At 34.8% G+C, this 20,210-nt stretch carries 16 protein-coding genes; 8 read left to right on the plus strand and 8 right to left on the minus strand.

Features of this window, described 5'->3' with window-relative positions; genetic code table 11:
* Positions 1–89: 89 nt before the first annotated feature.
* The 6 genes from ACMV0E_RS05100 to ACMV0E_RS05125 all read right to left on the minus strand — a co-directional run bounded on the left by ACMV0E_RS05100 (position 90) and on the right by ACMV0E_RS05125 (position 6,742).
* Positions 90–299, minus strand: coding sequence for a YgaP family membrane protein (locus ACMV0E_RS05100; protein ID WP_416085300.1), 210 nt, complete (start codon positions 297–299; stop codon positions 90–92).
* A gap of 714 nt (positions 300–1,013) precedes the next feature.
* Positions 1,014–2,213 (minus strand): ABC transporter permease, encoded by a 1,200-nt coding sequence (locus ACMV0E_RS05105; protein ID WP_416085301.1) that lies wholly within the window; start codon positions 2,211–2,213, stop codon positions 1,014–1,016.
* The gene (locus ACMV0E_RS05110) at positions 2,200–2,928 is read right to left on the minus strand and encodes an ABC transporter ATP-binding protein (RefSeq protein ID WP_416085302.1); all 729 of its coding nucleotides are present in this window, start codon (positions 2,926–2,928) and stop codon (positions 2,200–2,202) included. The genes ACMV0E_RS05105 and ACMV0E_RS05110 overlap by 14 nt, the downstream gene beginning before the upstream one ends.
* A gap of 3 nt (positions 2,929–2,931) precedes the next feature.
* Complete coding sequence (locus tag ACMV0E_RS05115; RefSeq protein WP_416085303.1) at positions 2,932–4,158, minus strand: efflux RND transporter periplasmic adaptor subunit; 1,227 nt, start codon at positions 4,156–4,158, stop codon at positions 2,932–2,934.
* Between the two features lie 107 nt (positions 4,159–4,265).
* Entirely contained in the window at positions 4,266–5,108 is an 843-nt protein-coding gene (locus ACMV0E_RS05120) for a thiamine pyrophosphate-dependent enzyme (protein ID WP_416085304.1), read from the minus strand.
* A complete protein-coding gene (locus ACMV0E_RS05125; protein ID WP_416085305.1) occupies positions 5,105–6,742 on the minus strand; it encodes a 2-oxoacid:acceptor oxidoreductase subunit alpha in 1,638 nt (545 codons plus the stop codon). The genes ACMV0E_RS05120 and ACMV0E_RS05125 overlap by 4 nt, the downstream gene beginning before the upstream one ends.
* 138 nt (positions 6,743–6,880) lie before the next feature.
* On the opposite strand from ACMV0E_RS05125, the gene dnaA reads away from it, so the two are divergent.
* The 4 genes from dnaA (at position 6,881) to ACMV0E_RS05145 (ending at position 11,177) form a co-directional block, all read left to right on the plus strand.
* Positions 6,881–8,185 (plus strand): chromosomal replication initiator protein DnaA, encoded by a 1,305-nt coding sequence (gene dnaA, locus ACMV0E_RS05130; protein WP_416085306.1) that lies wholly within the window; start codon positions 6,881–6,883, stop codon positions 8,183–8,185.
* 241 nt (positions 8,186–8,426) lie between these two features.
* Positions 8,427–9,530, plus strand: coding sequence for a DNA polymerase III subunit beta (gene dnaN / locus ACMV0E_RS05135; RefSeq protein ID WP_416085307.1), 1,104 nt, complete (start codon positions 8,427–8,429; stop codon positions 9,528–9,530).
* A complete protein-coding gene (recF, locus tag ACMV0E_RS05140) occupies positions 9,527–10,600 on the plus strand; it encodes a DNA replication/repair protein RecF (protein ID WP_416085308.1) in 1,074 nt (357 codons plus the stop codon). The genes dnaN and recF overlap by 4 nt, the downstream gene beginning before the upstream one ends.
* A complete protein-coding gene (locus ACMV0E_RS05145; protein ID WP_416085309.1) occupies positions 10,587–11,177 on the plus strand; it encodes a DciA family protein in 591 nt (196 codons plus the stop codon). Before recF ends, ACMV0E_RS05145 begins: the two co-directional genes overlap by 14 nt.
* 510 nt (positions 11,178–11,687) lie before the next feature.
* Here ACMV0E_RS05145 and ACMV0E_RS05150 read toward each other — a convergent pair.
* A complete protein-coding gene (locus tag ACMV0E_RS05150) occupies positions 11,688–12,254 on the minus strand; it encodes a biotin transporter BioY (protein ID WP_416085310.1) in 567 nt (188 codons plus the stop codon).
* Between the two features lie 125 nt (positions 12,255–12,379).
* Positions 12,380–13,303, minus strand: a complete 924-nt coding sequence (locus ACMV0E_RS05155) for a branched-chain amino acid transaminase (RefSeq protein ID WP_416085311.1) — start codon at positions 13,301–13,303, stop codon at positions 12,380–12,382.
* 101 nt (positions 13,304–13,404) lie between these two features.
* Here ACMV0E_RS05155 and ACMV0E_RS05160 point away from each other — a divergent pair, with 101 nt between their 5' ends.
* From ACMV0E_RS05160 to ACMV0E_RS05175, 4 genes are read left to right on the plus strand one after another with little or no spacing between them, the layout of a single operon-like run.
* Positions 13,405–14,958 (plus strand): diguanylate cyclase domain-containing protein, encoded by a 1,554-nt coding sequence (locus ACMV0E_RS05160; protein ID WP_416085312.1) that lies wholly within the window; start codon positions 13,405–13,407, stop codon positions 14,956–14,958.
* On the plus strand, positions 14,945–17,551 hold the full coding sequence (clpB, locus tag ACMV0E_RS05165; protein ID WP_416085313.1) for an ATP-dependent chaperone ClpB: 2,607 nt from the start codon (positions 14,945–14,947) through the stop codon (positions 17,549–17,551). Before ACMV0E_RS05160 ends, clpB begins: the two co-directional genes overlap by 14 nt.
* Complete coding sequence (gene rsmG, locus ACMV0E_RS05170; RefSeq protein ID WP_416085314.1) at positions 17,548–18,273, plus strand: 16S rRNA (guanine(527)-N(7))-methyltransferase RsmG; 726 nt, start codon at positions 17,548–17,550, stop codon at positions 18,271–18,273. The genes clpB and rsmG overlap by 4 nt, the downstream gene beginning before the upstream one ends.
* Positions 18,255–20,027 carry a C25 family cysteine peptidase gene (locus ACMV0E_RS05175; protein ID WP_416085315.1) on the plus strand — a complete coding sequence of 591 codons (1,773 nt, stop codon included), beginning with the start codon at positions 18,255–18,257 and terminating at the stop codon, positions 20,025–20,027. Before rsmG ends, ACMV0E_RS05175 begins: the two co-directional genes overlap by 19 nt.
* Positions 20,028–20,210: the final 183 nt, after the last annotated feature.

The following is a 20,210-nucleotide window of genomic DNA, read 5'->3' on the forward strand; positions in this document are numbered from 1 at the left end:
ATCATGCCACCACATTTTATATGAAAATTACATTTTTAAAAAATAAAAGGAGGGCTTTTTACACCCTCCCAATTATAAAAGTTAGAATTTTACTTTCTTGTTGAAATGCCAAGAAGTTGATATACAAGACAAAAACCAGTAAGACCGGTAACAAGCGCAATAACACCAATGATAATAAAAATAACCCTGAGGGTAGGATTAAGTGAAGCAAATATTGAAATAAGAATAAGCACAAGTCCTACAATTATCCTTATAATTCTGTCAACATTTCCTTCATTTGGGATAGGACAACCTTTCATTTTTTCACCTCCATTAAAATTTACTCTTTATTATACGCTTAATTTTGACTTTGTCAATTTAAACAAAAGAAAGGAAAAGAAGATAATTACTTCCTTATTTTGACTATATGGAGTGAGTTAAAAGTGGAAGCATACTTCTCTCCATAATGGCTGATGTATTATGTGTCTTCTTTACATGATTGTCATTTCGAAGTCACTCTTCCAATGATTGTCATTTCGACGAACGAAGTGAGAAATCTCCTCCTTTGGGGAAGTTAAAGGGGCACTTCCTCCTTCCATCGATTGTCATTTCGAAGGAGCGTAAGCGACTGAGAAATCTCCTCCTTTTGGGAAAGTTAGAAGGGGGAGACTTTAATCCTCCAATGTAAACAGAGGAGATTCCTCGTGGCTTTGCCACTTCGGAATGACAAACATTTTGAGGGGGGCAACAAATCGCCCCCTCAATACTCCCCCGAGACTGAGGAGATTCCTCGCCTTCGGCTTCGGAATGACAAATGAAAGTGGAAAGTTATTCTTTTTGTTTTTAGGGGAAAGTTGGAAGGAGAATGTGTCCTCTTCCAATAATTGTCATTTCGAAGGAGCGTAAGCGACTGAGAAATCTCCTCTTTTTGGGGAAGTTAGAAGGGGGAGACTTTTACCCCTTCGAGTAAGCGAGGATTCTCCTTTTAGAGAAGTTAGAGGGGGTTAATGTTAGATTCTCTTCCCCTACATTTTTTATTCATACCTCAGTGCTTCAACAGGATTAAGTTTAGAAGCCTTTACTGCAGGATACACTCCAAAGAATACACCCACTGCGACTGAAACAGTAAAACCCACAATTATTGAGTTTGGCGTTATAGCTGTAGGTGATAATCTACTTGCAAGTTGTGCTCCAAGCACTCCGATAACAATACCTATCATACCACCTACAACAGTAATAACAATTGACTCAAATAAAAACTGAAGCAAAATATCCATCGAATTTGCGCCAACTGCCTTTCTTATCCCAATTTCGCGGGTCCGCTCCGCAACTGTTGCAAGCATAATATTCATAATACCAATACCGCCCACAATTAAAGCAATAAGTCCAATAAGAGTCAATGCAGTTGTCAAAATTGAAGTTGCAGTATTTGCAAGATTAGCAAATTGCTCCATATCCGAGATTGTAAAATTTTCAACACCGTGTCTGTTTTTAAGAAATGTTGTCACTAATGCAATAAGCACATCCTTTGACATTCCTTTCGGTGGTTTCATATAAATTGCACCCAATGAATTAGTATTAGTTAGTGAAATGAGTTTAGTGATCGGTATATAAACATTTCTATCAACGCTCCCAAACATAGTATTACCCTGAGGCGCAAGGACACCAATTATATAGAATTTGGTATTGAGAAGAGTTATGCTTTTCCCAACCGGCGGTTCTGTTCCAAATAGATCATTTGCAATTTTTGATCCAAGAATTGCATAGTTCATAAAACTATTAACATCAGTTGAAGTAAATCCTCTTCCTAAGGCAAGATCATACCCAAGTGCTACAAGAAAATCCTCATTAACTCCACTTACCGTAACTGTAATTTCATTTGCGCCGACTTTAACTGTAGCTCTTGCCGTTGTAAGAGATGGAGTTGCAACAACTCCCGGAATTTGGCCTTTAAGAAACTTCAAATCATAATAGGTTATAGGTTTTGTAACAGTACTTCCAATCGAAGAAAATGCTCTTCTTACATCACTTACCTTCCCTGGAGTAATAATTATTGCATCAGAACCAATCTTATTAATGCTTGAAAGGATTTCTCTTTGCGCACCATATCCAAAAGAAGTAATGAGTATAAGAGACGCAACACCCACAATAATACCAAGCGTTGAGAGGATAGATCTTAATCTATTAAGCCTCAGAGAATTAAACGCCATTCTGAGAATTCTAAGAATTTTCATATATATCCCCCTCGACTTCATAAACGGCCCTATTAATTTCTTCACCTTCAATAAGTCCGTCTTTTATCTTAATTATCCTCTCAGTAAATCTTGTGATATTAAGGTCATGTGTTACTATGATCTCTGTCATACCTTCTTTATGAAGCTCCTTTAAAATCTTTAGAATCTCAAGCCCAGTCTTCGAATCAAGGTTTCCTGTTGGTTCATCTGCAAAAAGAATTTTTGGATTGTTTATTAATGCCCTTGCAATTGCAACTCTCTGCATCTCACCACCTGAAAGTTGAGTAGAACGATTTCTTACTCTATTTTTCAGTCCGAATTTTTCAAGAAGTTCATATGCCCTTTTTGTTGCACTTCTTAAATCTCCGTTTGGACTATACTGCACAGGCAAAAGCACATTTTCAAGCACGGTAAGATGTGGAAGAAGGTTAAAAGTCTGAAATACAAAACCTATTTTTTCGTTTCTAATACGAGATAACTCATAATCATTGAGTTTAGATACATTAACTCCCATAAGAAGATACTCACCACTTGTAGGTGTATCGAGACAACCTAAGATATGCATCAACGTGGATTTTCCAGAGCCAGATGGTCCAATAATTGAAATGAGTTCTCCCTCTTGTACATTTAGACTCACACCTCTTAGCGCAGGAATCTCAACTTCACCTAATGTGTAAACCTTCATAAGATTTCTTGCTTCAATTAAGTAAGACATGCCCTATCCTCCAAAAGGTGAATTCGAAGTTGTGCTATTTGCATTTGGTATAAGAAGAATTGTATCTCCTTCACTTAATCCGCTTACAATTTCAACATATGCATTTGAGGAAATCCCTGTCTTCACCTCAACCCTTTGAACCTTACCATTTACAACTTTATCCACAAATGTACGCCCGTCTGCAAGAGTTACAACTGATGAAATTGGCACAGCAAGAACATGTTTCTTAGAACTTGTAATAACAAGAATATTTGCTGACATTCCAGATTTTATATTTGGATTTGATTCATCCACTTGAACCTTCACAACATATGCAGAGCCACCTTGAATGTTCATTTTTTTAAGTCCAACAAACGAAACTTGACCTTTAAGAGTTATTTGAGGTACTGCATCAAAGGTAATTGTTGCATTCTCTCCTACTCTTAGTTTCGGCATATCAATTTCATCTGCATAGGCAGTGATAAGAAATCCCCTTGGATTACCAACAATAGCAACAGGCATGCCCACTTGAACTGGCGCATTCACTGATGCATTCATTGTTAGGACGATACCATCAATTGGACTTCTTATAACATAATCATTAAGCGACTTTGCTGCTACATCTAAAGATGCCTTTGCTTGATCAAGCTGTATTTTTACTTGTTCTAATTTAAGATTGAAATTATCAAGTTGTCTTTTTGCATTATCAACTTGAATTTTTGCATTATTGAGTGTTGACTCAGCTTGAATCAACTGTTGCTCTGCTTGTTTCTTTTGCATGTCTGTTGCCTTATCACTTCCCATTACAGAATCATAATTTGCCTTTGCTACATCATAGGAAGCCTGTGCGACTTTAAGGTTATTTTCTGCTTGTTTAACGCTATTTTCAAGATCTGCCTTCGATTTTAAGGTAAGTTCATAAGAAACTTTTGCATTTTGATAGTTTGCATTTGCATTTTGATATGATAGATTTGCCTGTGTTGAATCAATTTCGAGAATCTTTTCGCCCCTTCTTACAAGTGAACCTTCACTTACAAAAACATTTTTTACAATTCCTGATACCTTGGGATACACATTTTCTTCATCAATATAGAAAACTGTACCTGTTAAATTCACTTCTGAATTTAGATTCATGTAAGATACCGTGTAAGTTGACGAAGTTAAGTTGGGAGAAGTTGAAACTCTTGCACAACCAACCGATAAAAATATTAATGCAAAAATAATTAAAGCAGTTAAGAGTTTATTTTTCATAATTCCTCCTAATATACCATATAATTTTTAATTTTTTACATCTATTTTTATTATATGCAAAATTTATTACATACAAAGCTTGCAAAAATTGATTAATCTACTTCTAACTAAACAAATTCATTTACAATATCCTTGAGGTCTGGGATGTTCCGCTCATAGAAAAGATTTTTTTCTTTCAAAACTAAATCTTCATAAGTTGGAAGTTCATTTTTAAAGAATATGCCTGTTGGAATCTTTTCACCCCATTCAAGTGATTTTTGAAGTGCCACATTAAAATCATTAGGTTTATAATCTGTATCTTCTAACTTATAAACTCGCTCTTTATAGTATTGGTAAGTGTTATTAAATGTGACACAAGGCTGAAGTACCTCAACAAAAGCGAAACCCTTATGTTTCATCATTTCTTCGAATATGTATTGAAGGTGTTTTATATCTCCCGAAAAACCTCTTGCAACAAATGTTGCCTGTGATACAAGCATAAGAGTTATAGGATTTATTGGGTTTTCAGGATTGCCATATGGAGTTGACCTACTTTTAAATCCCTTTGGAGAAGTTGGAGTAAATTGCCCTGTTGTAAGACCATAAACTGAGTTATTGTGAAGAATAAGCTTAGCGTTAGAATTTCTTCTTGCTATGTGGATAGTATGTGACATTCCTTCGGCAAACGCATCGCCATCGCCAACAAACCCAATTGGAATTAGTGACGGATTTGCAAGCTTTATGCCTGTTAAAAGTGGAGGTACACGCCCATGAATTGTATGAAATGAATTCAAGTGATAGTAGTTTGTTATATATCCATAACAACCGATACCTGAAACAAGCACAATATTTTCCTTTTTAATTGATCCTTCTTCTATCTCTTTTTCTAAAACACTTTTAAGGGCATTGTATATTCCAAAATTTCCACAACCAGGACACCATTGAATTTTCCTATCCGTTGCAAGGTTCATTTCAACACCTCCTCAAATATGCTTCTTAATTCCCAAGGGCTAAATGGCCTTCCATCATATTTTAAAACCCTTTTATCAATATTCCTTCCTATTTTTCTCTCGAAAAGGTCTGCAAACTGACCGAATGAATTTTGCTCAACAGATATGATTTTTTTGACATGGGCAATCTCTTCTAAAACTGCCTCTTTAGGAAATGGCTCTAAAGAAACAACCTGAATAAACTTTATTGGAAAACCTTCTATTGCCTCAAGGATTGCACCCTTAGGAGACCCAAAAGATACAACTGCAATATCCCCTTCATTAAAAACATTTATAAATTTCATCAATTTGAAATCTTCCTCAATTGTTTTCATTTTTAAGAGACGCTTTTCTTTCATCTTGATCAAGGTTTCAGGCAAACTTGATGAATAACCTTCTTCTGTATGCTCTGTTGAATTTACATGCACAATAACATCAGGTGTTCCCGGGGGTGCAAATGGAGAAATACCATCTATTGTAATTTTATATCTATGGTAAGGTCCATCGAAGTCTTTATCGTAGGTTTTTATCATCAGTGGATAATTGTTTGAGAAAGGAATATCTGTTGTTCTTGCACTTTCTGAAATGTGCTTATCTGAAAGTACTATTACAGGTGTCTGATACCATAAAGCAAATTGAAATGCCTTTGCAGTTAACTCAAATGCCTCTTCAATATCTCCTGGTGCAAGTACAATACGCGGAAATTCCCCATGCCCAATATTTAAAGCAAGGTTTAAATCGCTTTGCTCAGTGTAAGTTGGCGCACCTGTTGAAGGTCCAACCCTTTGCACATCAAGAATAACAATAGGTAATTCAACCGCACCTGCAAGACTTATCGTCTCCCCCATAAGGTCAAGCCCTGCACCAGATGTTCCAACCATTGAGGGGACTCCTGCATAGGCACTTCCCAACGCAAGGTTTATCGCAGCAATCTCATCTTCAAGTTGAAGTGCAATAATTCCTAACCTATCCGCATTCTTTGCAAGAAATTCAAGTAAAGTTGAAGATGGAGTGATAGGATATGCTGCATACACCTTCATTCCTGAGCGTACTGCCCCAAGCCCTATTGCATCATTTCCATACAGAAGAGGCTTTGGTGTTTTCTCGCCTTTGATAAGATGAATATTGTTGAAATTTTTCTCCCTTGCGTATTCAAAACCAATTCTAAAAAGTTCGATGTTCTTTGGTGCATTTTTTCCAAGGTCGTCTTCGATTACATCTTCAACAAAGTTCTGTGGAATACCCAACATAAATGTGAGAACTCCTAACACAATCGACGGCTTCATAAAAGGTTCAGCATCTGCTTTTTTTATAACTTCATCATATGGAAAATCATTTAGAGTTAAAGTAAAACAATTTTCTTTTGCTTTATCCTTATATTTTTCAAATACATCCATATGGAAGGCAAACATATAGTCAAATCTATTGAAGGATGTGTGGATTTCCTTCGTTGAGACTCTTATCTCCGAGTAATCTGTTCCTCCGCGTATAATCGATCCATAATCGTTCATAATAAATACATGGTAACCATATCTATTGAATACCTTACCAATGAGCATTGAGCCACGCTTGATGCCTTCGCCAGCTTGACCTCCGATAAAGATTGAAAAGTCCATCTAAAAGCCTCCTTTCAAATTCATCTTTTAAATTATAAACAAAACTGTTTTCAGATAAAAACTTTCATGTGGATATTCATAAAACCAATGCTTTAAAACCTTTTTTATTTGTGGAAAACTTTCATATAATACTTTTGTATGAATACCTGGGAAAAAGTTTTAGAACAACTAAAAGAAATTTTAAGCGTGCCTGCTTTTGAAACATTTATAAGACCTGTGGAATTTGTTTCAGAAAGCGATTCTGAAATTACCTTAAAGGCACCTTCCATTTTTGTAAAAGAAATGCTTGAAACAAAATATGCAAGCTTAGTTAACTCAACCTTAAAAGAGGTAACCGGGAGGAACATTTCCTTAAATATCCTCGTTGAAGAGAAAAAACCAAAAACGCCGCCCGTTATTATTGTAAATAACATTACTCTTAATAAGGATTACACATTTGAAGAATTTGTAGTTGGCAGCGGAAATAGGCTCTCTTATGCCGCAGCAAAAGCCGTTGCATCAAATCCGGGAAAGGTGTATAATCCTCTCTACATTTATGGAAAAGTTGGTTTGGGTAAAACACACCTTCTTCATGCAATAGGGCATGAACTTATAAGAAACTTTAAGGATATTAAAATCATCTACACCACTGCAGAAAAATTTACAAACGAAGTTATCTTTGCAATACAAAATGCACAGAGTAATAGTGATCTTATTGATAGATTCCATAAGAAATACAGAACAACAGACGTGCTGCTCATTGACGATATCCAATTTCTTGTGGGAAAAGAGCGAACACAGGAAGAATTTTTCCACACCTTTAACGCCCTCCACGAGGCAGGTAAGCAAATTGTGATTACCTCCGATGTGCCACCGAAAGAACTTGCAACGCTTGAAGAACGCCTTAGATCTCGTTTTGAATGGGGTCTTATAACGGACATTCAACCACCTGATTATGAAACAAGGATTGCCATTTTAAGGAAGAAAGCTCAAAAAGAAAATATTACAATTTCGGATGAAGTATTAGCCTATATTGCAAATAACATATTTTCAAACATAAGAGAACTCGAAGGTGCTCTTATCAGGCTTGTTGCAAAGGCATCGCTATTAAATGAAAATATCACAGTTGAGTTTGCAAAGAATGCACTCTCCGATATTATAAAACAAACTTCAGAACCCATCACCGTTGACAGAATAAAGAAAGTTGTTGCAGAATATTTTAACGTGGATGTTGATAGCCTATCTGACAAAAGAAGAACACAAAGCATTGTTCTTCCAAGGCAAATTGCGATGTATCTTACAAGAGAATTTACCGACCTCTCTCTTCCCCAGATTGGAGATGCCTTTGGTGGGAGAGATCACACAACAGTGATGCACGCATACGCAAAGATAAAAGAGGAAGTAAATAAAACTGAAACAATGCGTGCACTCGTGGACGAAATTATAAACAAGTTAAAAGGATAGGTGTGGATAATTGTGCAAAATGTGGATAATTCTGTGGATAAGTGTGGATATATTGTGGATTCTAAGCGAGGTTGTGGAAAAGTGGAAAACTTAGACAATCTATTAACAGATTTTTACACAAACAGAACTTGCAAATCATATGTTATGTCTATGGTTCTCCACATATTCCACATGCATTATTAAGATGATTATGATTTTTTCAATATTTTTTAAATAATTAATAATAAAAGAGAGGTGAATTATGAGGATAAAGGCAAAGACAAGTGAGCTTACAAAGGCAGTAAGTAATGTTGGAAAAGTAATTTCAGGTAAATCAGTTGACCTTATTTTAGAAAATATTCTATTAGAGGTAAATAATAAATTGACTCTTACAACTACGAATCTCGAACAGGCAATGAAATACTCTATTGATGTGGAAGTAGAAGAATTTGGAGAAGAATTAAAAACAATTCTTCCATACGATATTTTACGGGATATTGTACCAAAATTTAAAGGAGAGTATGTTCAACTTGATATAAAAGAGAAGAAGGCAACAATAAAAGAAGATAGTGGAGAATTTACACTTCATACTTTTAATCCTGAAGCCTTTGCTGTTATTCCTGAGGTAGAGGGAATTATAAATTTTACACTTACTTTTGGGACACTTAAAGAGCTTATTGAAAATACTATTTTTGCTGCCGCTAAAAAAGAAGAAAGCAGGCGTGAATTTAAAGGAGTTTACTTTGATATAAAAGATGAATATGTAAATTTAGTTGCGACAGATAGTACTGCACTTGCCTTAAATAGAATTAATGAGGCAGGACTTCCAAAAACAAGTTTTATTGTACCATGGAAAGCGCTTGATATTTTTATTCATCTTTCCTATGAGAATGAAACCACTGTTAAAATAGAAATTGCTGAATCCAATATTAAATTTTCACTTCCAAATCTATCACTTACAAGCCTCTTAATTAACGGACAATTTCCCCAGTATGAAAGTGTGATTCCACAGGATCCTGAATTTTATGGTAAAGTTGCAAAGAACGTCCTTATGGATGCACTTGATATAATTGAGGTATTTGCAAAGAAGGGTACAGGAAGAATTATTTTTACATTCACACATGGAAGTCTTATTGTTGAATCAAGTTCATCGGATATAGGACAAGGAAAAAAGATAATCCCTTGTGAAACAAATGCAGAGGTATCGCTGCAATTCTATGCCGAAAAAATTATTGATGGTATAGAGCATGTAAAAGATGATACAGTATTCTTTGGAATTCAAGGACCACTTCACCCTGTTTTAGTAAAAGGGGTTGAATCTAACGATTATCTTTATGTGATAATGCCGCAGAAACCAATTGAATGATAATCGAAAAATTACTTTTACAAAACTTTAGAAGATTTAAAGAAAAAAAATTCAATTTTAGTAACGGCTTCAATATAGTTATTGGAAAAAATGGAAGCGGAAAAACAACTATACTTGAAGCAATATACTTATTATCAACAGGAAAAAGTTTTGTAACAAGTGCCGTCCAAAATTGTGTAAATGTAAGTGAGGATTATTTTTTTGTTGAGGGAGTCTTTAATAATGTAAGCAAGTTAGATCAAAGTCAGAATACCCTTTCAATACTTTTTAGCAAAGATAAGAAGGTAGTACATCTCAATAAAAGAAAAGTTAAGGCGTTTTCTCTGATTATAGGGAAGTTTCCTGTAATTGTTACAGATTATGCACTTGTTGAGCTCGTTAAAGATGGTCCATCAAAAAGAAGAGATTTTATCAACCATGTTTTAACATTCACCGATGAGGATTACTATAAGAATATTTTAAAATACTACTCGTTTCTCGAACGAAGAAATGAATATCTTAAAGACGGTAAATTTACAATGGATTTACTGTTATTTCTTTCTCACGAACTCTACGATTACGGAATAAAGATTATGGAAAAACGTGAAAAAATAATAAATGACTTCAATGAAAGAATTAGAGATATATTTTATATTATTTTTGATAAAAAATCTGAGCTTTCGATTGTATATCGCCCTTCAAAACTTGAAAAATTGCTTGACCCAGATTCTATTACAGAAGAGATAAGAAGAAAGAGAACTCTTTACGGTATCCATCTTGACGAGATTGAAATTTTTGATGGACAGATTAATTTAAGAGAGTTTGCATCATTGGGAGAGGCTTACAGTATTGGATTTATTTTAAAGCTTGTTGAAAGTGAATTAATTGAAAGGTATAAAAGTACTACACCTATACTTCTTCTTGATGACTTTTTTTCTCACCTTGATGAGGTTAAAAGGGAAAAAATATTGAATTATATAAAGAATAATGAAGTGATACTAACTTCCGTTAGTACTAATGATGTTTCAAAAAGTATTCTCAATAGTGCAAATGTTATAATACTTGAGGATGTTCTGAATGAAAATAATTAAAAGTGGAATTAATGAATTTCTTGAAAAGAGAGGGCTTCTTAAAAAAATTAAAGGCTTTTATCCCATCGTCAAATGGGATGAAATTGTAGGCGAGCAACTTGCTAAGTATACAAAGCCTTTAAAATATCAGGATGGCACTCTTACTATTGGGGTAACTTCCCCACTTTTCAAAAGGGAACTTGAAATAATGAAGGATGATTTGATAAGAATGATAAAGGAAAAAAGTGGAGAGGATACGCCTATTCAGTTTTTGAATTTTAGATTAATTGCAGTTGAAGACGGAAAGCTAAAGGTTAAAAAAAGAGAAACATCAGAAAAAGAAAATATTGAGAGTATTAATGTAGAGTTAGATGAATCTGATTACAAGTGGATTGATTCTCTCGTGTTGCATTTTAGAGGTAATAAAAACTTAAAAGAGTCTTTTAGGAATGTTCTTGTTGCTTATAAAATTGCCGAAAAAAGGATGGAGAAACTTGGCTATAAAAAGTGTGCTAAGTGTGGCGCACTTTTTAAAGGCCCTGGAAAACTCTGTCCTGTCTGTTTCATAGAAGATAAGAAAAATTTAAAAAATAAGTAATTACTCCTTTTTAAAGGTTTTAATGTAAGGAGCATCTAATTATTTGATGAGGATAAGCATCCCTTAAATTTCTTCAAGGGCAAAATTATTATTTTAGGAAAGTATTGATGGGGCGGTGTTTTTCCCCCTCAAAATAATTGTCATTCCGAAGTCAATTTTTCCGTGTCATTCCGAAGTGGCGTAGCCACGAGGAATCTCCAGTATTAGAAAGGGGGTGCCCCCCCCTTTCTAACTTACCCCCAAATCAAAGTTATTATTTGGGGGAGTATTGAGGGGGTTGTTGCCCCCTCAAAATGGTTGTCATTCCGAAGTGGCGTAGCCACGAGGAATCTCCGTCGTATGGGTGGAGTTGGAGAGTAAATTTACCTTCTCCATTAAATTGGAGCTCAGAGGTTGCTTACTCCTCAGGGTGACAAATAAAAGAAACAAACCCCTTGATTTACTTCCAAAGCAAAAATCATTATTTATGGGAGTGTTGAGTAAAATTTATTTTCTTCTCAAAGTGGTTTCTTATATTCTTTTTATTGCCTTTGCAAAACCGAAAGATGCAAGAATCTTGATGATGTCGCCAACCATAAATGGGAAGAAACCAATAGAAAGGATGTACCAAAAGCTTACGCTTCCACTTCTTGATAAAATAACATAAAGCCACAAAAGCCCTGGCACGTAGATCGAAAGATCTGCAAGAGCAAGTCCCCAAAAAAGCATTTTAGAATTAGAATACTTTCTTGTGAAGAAACCTGCAAGGTATGAAGCAAGTATAAACCCAACGATGTACCCAAAAGTTCCTGAGTAAACATAGCTTATTCCACTTCCCTTTGCAAATATTCCAATCCCAAGAAGGCCGAATATAAGATAAAGTATTTGTGAAATTGCCCCTTCTTCCTTTAACACAATTCCCGAAAGAATTACAGCAAATGTTTGCATTGTTATTGGAACAGGTGAAAATGGAAGGAAGATTTTTAATTGAGAAGAAAGAGATGTTAAAACCACAAAAGTTAGCATTAATACAACTTTACCTAACACACTCAGGCTTAAAATTTTCCTTTCAAACCTTGACAATGCAATAGTTTGCATCTCCTACCTCCCATAGATTTTTTTAAAAATACGCAAGAATTATACCACAAAAGGAATATTTAAGTCAATACATTTTTAGAAAATTTTTTAGGAAACCTTAAAGCATAATCCTTCTCAGACCTATCTTACCAACCTTTAGCCTCTACAAATTCAAGCCATCCAAATGTATCTTTTCCCTCGTAAACTATTTCTCTAAATTTTTCTATGAGCATTTTTGTTATCTTACCAACCTGCCCATTACCGACAGGAATTTTATCTACAGAAACTATTGGTGTTATTTCTGCAGCAGTTCCACAGAAGAAAATTTCATCTGCTGCATAGAGCATCTCTCTTGGGAGGTTTTGTTCAAACACAGGGATATTTAAAAGTCCTGCAATTTTAATAATTGAATCTCTTGTTATACCTTTTAAAATTGAGTTTGTAAGAGATGGTGTATAAAGTGCTCCATCTTTCACAAGGAATATATTCTCACCTGGTCCCTCCGAAATATATCCATATACGTCAAGCATTATTGCTTCATCAAAACCATTTAATTCTGCTTCCATCATTGCAAGTTGTGAATTGAGGTAATTTCCCGTTGCCTTAGCAACTGCAGGTATTGTATCTGGTGCAAATCTTCTATATGAAGAAACGCATACTTTTATTCCTTTTTCTACCTTCTCGTTAAAGAGATTTGGCATTTCGAAGGCTGCAATTGCTGTTTCAATAGGTGCATGTAATGGATTTGGTGAAATTGGACCAAGTCCCCTATAAACAACAGGTCTTATATATGCACTTTTTAATCCATTTTTAATGAGAAGTTCTTTAGTGATGTTTATATAATCCTCAATGCTTTCGCTTGTTTCCATTCGATACATTTTCATTGATTCTTTTAGTCTTTTATAGTGGTCGTACGCTCTGAAAATTGCAGTGCCCATTTTTGTCTCGTATGCTCTAATACCTTCAAAAACCCCAGAGCCATATTGTATAACATGCGAAAGGATGTGAATCTTAGCCTTGTCCCACTCTACAAATTCTCCTTTAAAATAAATGAATTTTGATTCCACCATGCTTAACCTCCTTACATAGAAATTTTATGATTATATTTATTTTTATTGAAATGCAAAATCTCTTATAATGAAATTAGAAAAACTTTACAAAGGAGAACAGCGTGGATATTAGTTCTTTTGCGGTGTTTGTATTTAAGCGAAAAGTTAAGACCTTGAGGGGTTTTCTTAATGGTGTGTTAAAAGAAGAAAAGAATTTTTTTAAAACCCTTTCATTAAAAAGGTGCGAAACTCTAAAGGATCTCGTCTTGCAAAATGATTTTTTATTGCGTGCCTTAAAAGCATATGCTGTTTTAGGAAGACAAATAACATTCCCAATAAAATTTGGAGAAAAAGAGTATGTTCTTGAAATTTCTGAATATTCTTATAAACCATTTTCTATTATTTTTCGACTAATAGAACGGGACATTATAACGATATTTAGGGAAACAAATTACAATTTGCCCGTTGCAACAGTTTTGCTTGATAATGATTCTAAAATCCTCGATGCAAACCCTCAATTTGAAAGGCTCTTTGGATTTAAAAGAGGGGAAATTATCGGAAAAAATCTCAACGAACTTATTGTTCCAAAGGATGAAATTCAAGACGGATTTAATCTTGATAAAATTGCAAAAAAAACCGGATATATAAGAGTTGAAAGAGAGCGACTCAATAAATATGGGAAGAGGATTCCTGTTCTTGTATCTGGTGCACCGTTTAAAATTTTAGGCGATACTATTGGCATAATAGGTGTTTATGAAGATATAAGAGATATAAAAAAGATTCAACAGGCTCTTTACTACCAAGCAACTCATGATATCCTAACTTCTCTTCCAAATAGATATCTTCTTGAGGATAGGTTTAATATTGAAAAAGCCAGGGCAGATAGATCGGGCTCTAAGGTTGCTCTTTTCTTTATTGATATTAATAGGTTTAAAGATATAAACGACACCTACGGGCATGAAATTGGAGATAGGGTTATCAAATTTGTTGCAGATAAACTTGTAAAAAGTGTTCGAAAGACTGATTCTGTTGTTCGTTTTGGTGGAGATGAGTTTGTAATAGTATTTGATGAAGTTAAACAGATTGAGGATATTGTTTCCATTGCAATAAAGGTTGTTAACGCATTTTCAAAACCTTTTGAAATCGATGGGCTTAGTATTGATGTTGGGATTAATGTTGGTATTGCAGTTTATCCAGATGATGGAACAACCCTGGAAGAGCTTTTAAGAAAAGGGGACATAGTAATGTATAATGCAAAAGCCGTGGGCACAAATAACTTTATGTTCTACTCTAAAGAGATTGAAGAAAAGCGTCTTAAGGTAATTTCCGATCTAAAGGCAAGGGATATTATGTTTAGACTTGTATTTGATAAATCGCCTCTTCCACAGATGATAGTTGATGATGAATTCAAAGTTCTTCGTGTAAATGAAGCATTTGTAGATATTTTCAATATTGACTTAAGAAAAATTTATGCAAAAAAATTGGAAGAAATAGAAGGTCTGAAACAAGTTGCTAATTGTCTTGAAAATTCTCATAACTCTGAAGTTTTTATCGAAGGTGTAAAGTTTCAAGATAAAGAGTATAATTTAAAGTGTAGTATAGTGAGTTTAAAAATCTCGGAAATAAAATACCATCTTATAGTGATTAAGGAGGTGATGTTGAGTGGATCAAAATAAGTTTACGGAAAAAGTACAGGAGGCATTACTTGAGGCAAAAAACATTGCAGTAAATTACGGTAATGAAGCAGTTGATGTTGAACACGTGCTTGTTGCACTTATTAACCAAAAAGATGGATTTGTTCCGATGATTCTTGAAAGTATCGGTGCCCCCAAAAACGATATTTTAAAAGAGTTATATTCAAGGATTGAACGATTTCCAAAATCACATGTTACACAAGAATCTCAGTTCTATATAACAAATAGATTAAATTCACTTTTTGTGAGGGCAGAATCTGAAGCAAAGGCTCTTCAAGATGAATTTATCTCAACTGAACACTTGTTTTTGGCATCATTAACTGATTATGAAATTGGCCAAGTATACGCAAAGTATGGTATAAATAGACAGAATGTTTTAAATGCAATTCAAAGCATTAGAGGAGGTAAAAAAGTGGAAGATAGAACTCCAGAAGAAAAGGTAAAGGTACTCGAAAAATATGGAAGAGACCTTGTTAAACTTGCAAAGGAAGGTAAACTTGACCCAGTAATTGGGAGAGATGAGGAGATAAGAAGAACAATTCAAATTCTTTCAAGAAGAACTAAAAACAACCCAATTCTCATAGGTGAAGCAGGTGTTGGAAAAACTGCAATTGTAGAAGGTATTGCACAGAGAATCGTTTCGGGCGATGTGCCAGAGACTCTTAAAGACAAAACAATCTTCCAACTTGATATGGGTGCTCTCATTGCAGGAACAAAATTTAGAGGCGAATTTGAAGATAGATTAAAGGCAGTCCTGGATGAACTTAAAAAATCCGAAGGACAAATTATACTTTTTATCGATGAAATCCATACAATCGTGGGTGCTGGTGCAACAGGTGAAGGAGGTATGGATGCCTCAAATATGTTAAAACCAGCACTTGCAAGAGGTGAGATACGAACAATTGGTGCAACAACAATTGACGAATACAGAAAGTATATCGAAAAGGATGCAGCTTTGCAGAGAAGATTCCAACCTGTTCTTGTGAAAGAACCGTCAGTTGAAGAGACCATCGCAATCTTAAGAGGACTTAAAGAGCGATACGAAGTCCATCACGGAGTTAGAATTAAGGATTCTGCTCTTGTTGCAGCAGCAAAACTTTCTCATAGATATATAACAGATAGATTCCTTCCAGATAAAGCAATTGATCTTATTGATGAAGCAGCCTCACTTTTGAGAATGCAGATAGATAGTATGCCTGTTGAACTTGATGAACTAACAAGAAAGTTAAAACTTCTCGAGATGGAAAAGAGAGCCCTTGAAAAAGAAACAGATGAAGAATCAAAAGCAAGACTTCAAGAAATTGAAAAAGAGATTGCAAACCTTAAAGAATCTGTTGACTCGCTTACCTTGAAGTGGAAAAAAGAGAAATCAATAATTGAAGAGATACGAAAAATAAAAGCCCAAATAGAGGATCTTAAGACAAAGGCAAATCTTGCACAGAGTCAAGGTGACTTGGATACGGCAGCAAAAATTCTCTACGGAGATATACCTACACTAAATAAGCAACTTGAGGCAAAGTATGAAGAGTTAAAGCAAGTACAGGGAGATAACCCACTTCTTAAAGAAGAAGTTGGTGAAGAAGAGGTTGCACAAGTTGTATCTAAATGGACGGGCATACCTGTTTCAAGAATGCTAAAGACCGAAAAGGAAAAACTCCTAAATCTTGAAGAGACTTTAAAGAAGCGTGTCGTAGGACAAGATCAGGCAGTTGAAGCAGTATCAAATGCAATAAGGAGAGCAAGGGCAGGGTTATCAGATCCAAATAGACCTATTGGTTCATTTATCTTCCTTGGACCAACTGGTGTTGGAAAGACTGAACTTGCAAAGGCTCTTGCTGAAGCACTTTTTGACACCGAAAAAGCACTTATTAGAATTGATATGTCTGAGTATATGGAGAAGTTTTCTGTATCAAGACTTATTGGTGCCCCTCCAGGTTATGTTGGTTATGAAGAAGGAGGACAACTAACCGAGGCAGTAAGGAGGCAACCTTATTCTGTTATTCTTCTTGATGAGATAGAAAAGGCACATCCCGATGTATTTAATATACTTCTTCAGGTACTTGATGACGGAAGACTTACCGATTCAAAAGGAAGGACTGTTGATTTCAAAAATACTATAATTATTATGACTTCAAACATTGGAAGTAAGTATATTTCTGAAATTAATGCAATTCCTGGCACAGCAGAATACAAAGAACAGTACGAAAGAGTTGTTGAAAGAGTTTATGAGGAGATGAGGCATATATTCCGTCCAGAGTTCCTCAACAGGATTGATGAAATAGTGGTCTTTAATCCTCTTACAATTAGAGAACTTAGGGCAATTGTTGATTTACTGCTTTCAAAGACAAACGAGAAACTCAAAGAAAAGGGAATTCTTGTGGAATTTGAAGAGGATGTGAAGACGTTCATTATAAACAAAGGATATGATCCTGTTTATGGTGCGCGTCCTTTAAGGCGTGCAATTCAAAAATACATTGAAAATCCGCTTGCAGAATTTATCCTTAGAGAGGATATAGAAAAGGGAGAAATTGTTGCCTATATGGATAAAGGAGAGGTTAAATTTAGGCTTAAATGAGCGAATTTACTGATAAACTGAGGGAGGCTTTGCTATCGGCCTCCCTTCCATTCGATGAATCTTCTTTGGCATATTTTGAAGTATATAAGAATCTTCTTTTTGATTGGAATGCCCATATGAATCTTACCGCAATAAGAGATGAAGATGGTATTATTTACAAGCATTTTGTAGATTCTCTTATGGTCTTAAAGGTTGTGGATAATTTTTTAAGTCTTCTTGATGTTGGAAGCGGAGCGGGATTCCCAGGGGTCCCTGTAAAGATAATTAAAAGGGAAATTGCACTTTCTCTTATAGAGTCGCAAAAGAAAAAGGCAACTTTTCTTGAAATTCTTCTTGAACGTCTAACATTTACTGATGCAAAGGTATATAATGCACGTGCAGAGGAACTTGCAAGGGATAACTTAAGAGAGAGTTTCGATGTGGTGTGCGAACGTGAATTTGGTAAAATCCCAATAAATCTTGAGGTTGGGCTTCCTTTTGTCAAGTTAGGCGGGCATTTACTCTTATACAAAGGAGCTAAAGATATTGAAAAAATTGATATATTCAAAATTTTTATCGAAGAGTTAGGCGGCTCGATTGAAAAAATATTTCCTTATAAGTTAAATGATTCAATAGAGCGCTATATAGTTTCAATTAGAAAGGAGTGGCACACTCCTTGGCGTTATCCAAGAAGTTATTCTTCAATGCTAAGAGATCTTAAAAAGTGGGGAGAATTTGCATAAGTCACAAATTTAAAAAACTTTTTGTTGTTTTCATTATACTTTTTAGTACTACTTTAAACTCAAATTTATCTGCAAAAACGACTTTATTTAAGGGCAATTTCGATAATTTTAAAGAAGAAAATTTCATAATTTTAACAAAAAGAGAGTTCATTACGGACTTGAAACCAATCGAAAAATTATATCCACAGTATAAATATTTTTACATACCAATTGAAGACATTGGTTCTAATGACCCAATAAGAGTAAGGGCATATCTTTTTTCTCATTTTAATTCTGGGTATCTTCTTATCGCTTTAAGAGAGAAAGATTTAGAAGCAGGTACTTTAACAATAAGTGAGGGAGGTAAGTTTTCTCCAAAAACTGTTAAATCTGATATTTTTTATTCGATTGAAAATCTTGACTTTGATAATGACGGGAAATTTGGTGAGTTTTACGACGATATATTGAAGAGTGGTTTAAAATTTAGATTCATTGTTTCAAGGCTACCATTTGAAAATAAAGAGGATTTCAAGAAGTATTTCGATAATCTAAATGCATTTATGGAAAAAAGGCCTAAGGTTTTGCTTGCTTCGTCTTTTATATCCTTTCCTAGCGAAACCTATGATGGGGGCAAAATACTTTCAGGTGATGGAGCACGCCTTATGGAACTTATAAAAAATGATTTCTTTCCAGATTCGATAACTTTTTACGAAAAGGGTGGTGATTTTCCATCAATTTACAATTGCAATGGAGCTTTAAATAAGGAAAACTTTATTAGTGCTTCAAAGGAAGCAACGCTTATTCTTTGGGATGCACACGGCTCACAAAGTGCAGCCTATAGCCAAATTTGGCTTGATAAAAACAAAAATGGGATCCCAGAAAATAGCGAATTTGTATTTACGCCTTTTGTGTCGACATCGGATAATTTTTCGACAAATTCCATTGTGTTTTCCTTGAGTTGTCTTAATCTCCAAGGGTATGATAATCTTGGGTATGCGTTTCTTAAAAACGGTTCAACTGCCTTCATTGGGTCAAGAGAGGTATCATATTCACCTTCATACTTCTATAGGCCAGAAGACGGCGGTTCTTCAAGCATTATGTATTACTTTGTAAAGAATCTCTCCCAAGGTGAAAACATAGGAAATGCTCTTTATGATGCCTTCAAATACTTTTATGCCAATTTGCTCTATGCAGATTTAGAAGATCCTGTTGAAAGTGGACTTCTTAACATATATGATTTTAATATTTACGGTTTACCTTTGATAACTTTAAACTATGTGAGATTTAAAGAAGAAATTGCTGAAAATCACGCAAAGAAAGATTTATTTTTTGATTTCGATTTTAATACGACAACTAATGAATTTAAAATAACAGTAAAGGATAGTGAGCCTTATTTTGTTATCCTACCAAAAGGTCTTTTTATAAAGAATGTTTATTACGAAGATTCAAAAAATTCGCCCATTTTCGACTGGTTTTTTAATATCGTAAGGTCTAATTTCTCAAATGCGCTTGTAATTAAGGGTGTTATAAGAGGTAAAGTTCAAGGAGATATTGTGGTAAAAGGAAATATGTTTGAGAATCATTATTCGGTTATACTCTACGGTTTTGATATGAGGGATTTTAATTTTGACAAAGCAATTGATGATAAAGACTTTGAGATACTTAAAAAATCATTTGGAAAGACTTATATGAATGAGGATTTTTTACCTCAGTGCGATCTTGATTCAAACCTCAAAATTGATGGCATTGATGTATTGATGTTCTTTAATAGATAAAATCTCCAATATTAGAATGGGGCACACCCCTTTCTAACTTACCCCCAAGGTAAAAATTATTATTTAGGAAAGTGTTGAGGGGGCGATTTGTTGCCCCCTCAAAATAATTGTCATTCCGAAGTGGCGAAGCCAAGAGGAATCTCCGTCGTATGGGTGGAGTTCTGGGAGGGTGTCCCTCCTCCA

The sequence above is a fragment of the Caldisericum insulae genome (assembly GCF_047785965.1).
In the GTDB taxonomy this organism is placed as follows: Bacteria; Caldisericota; Caldisericia; order Caldisericales; family Caldisericaceae; genus Caldisericum; species Caldisericum exile_A.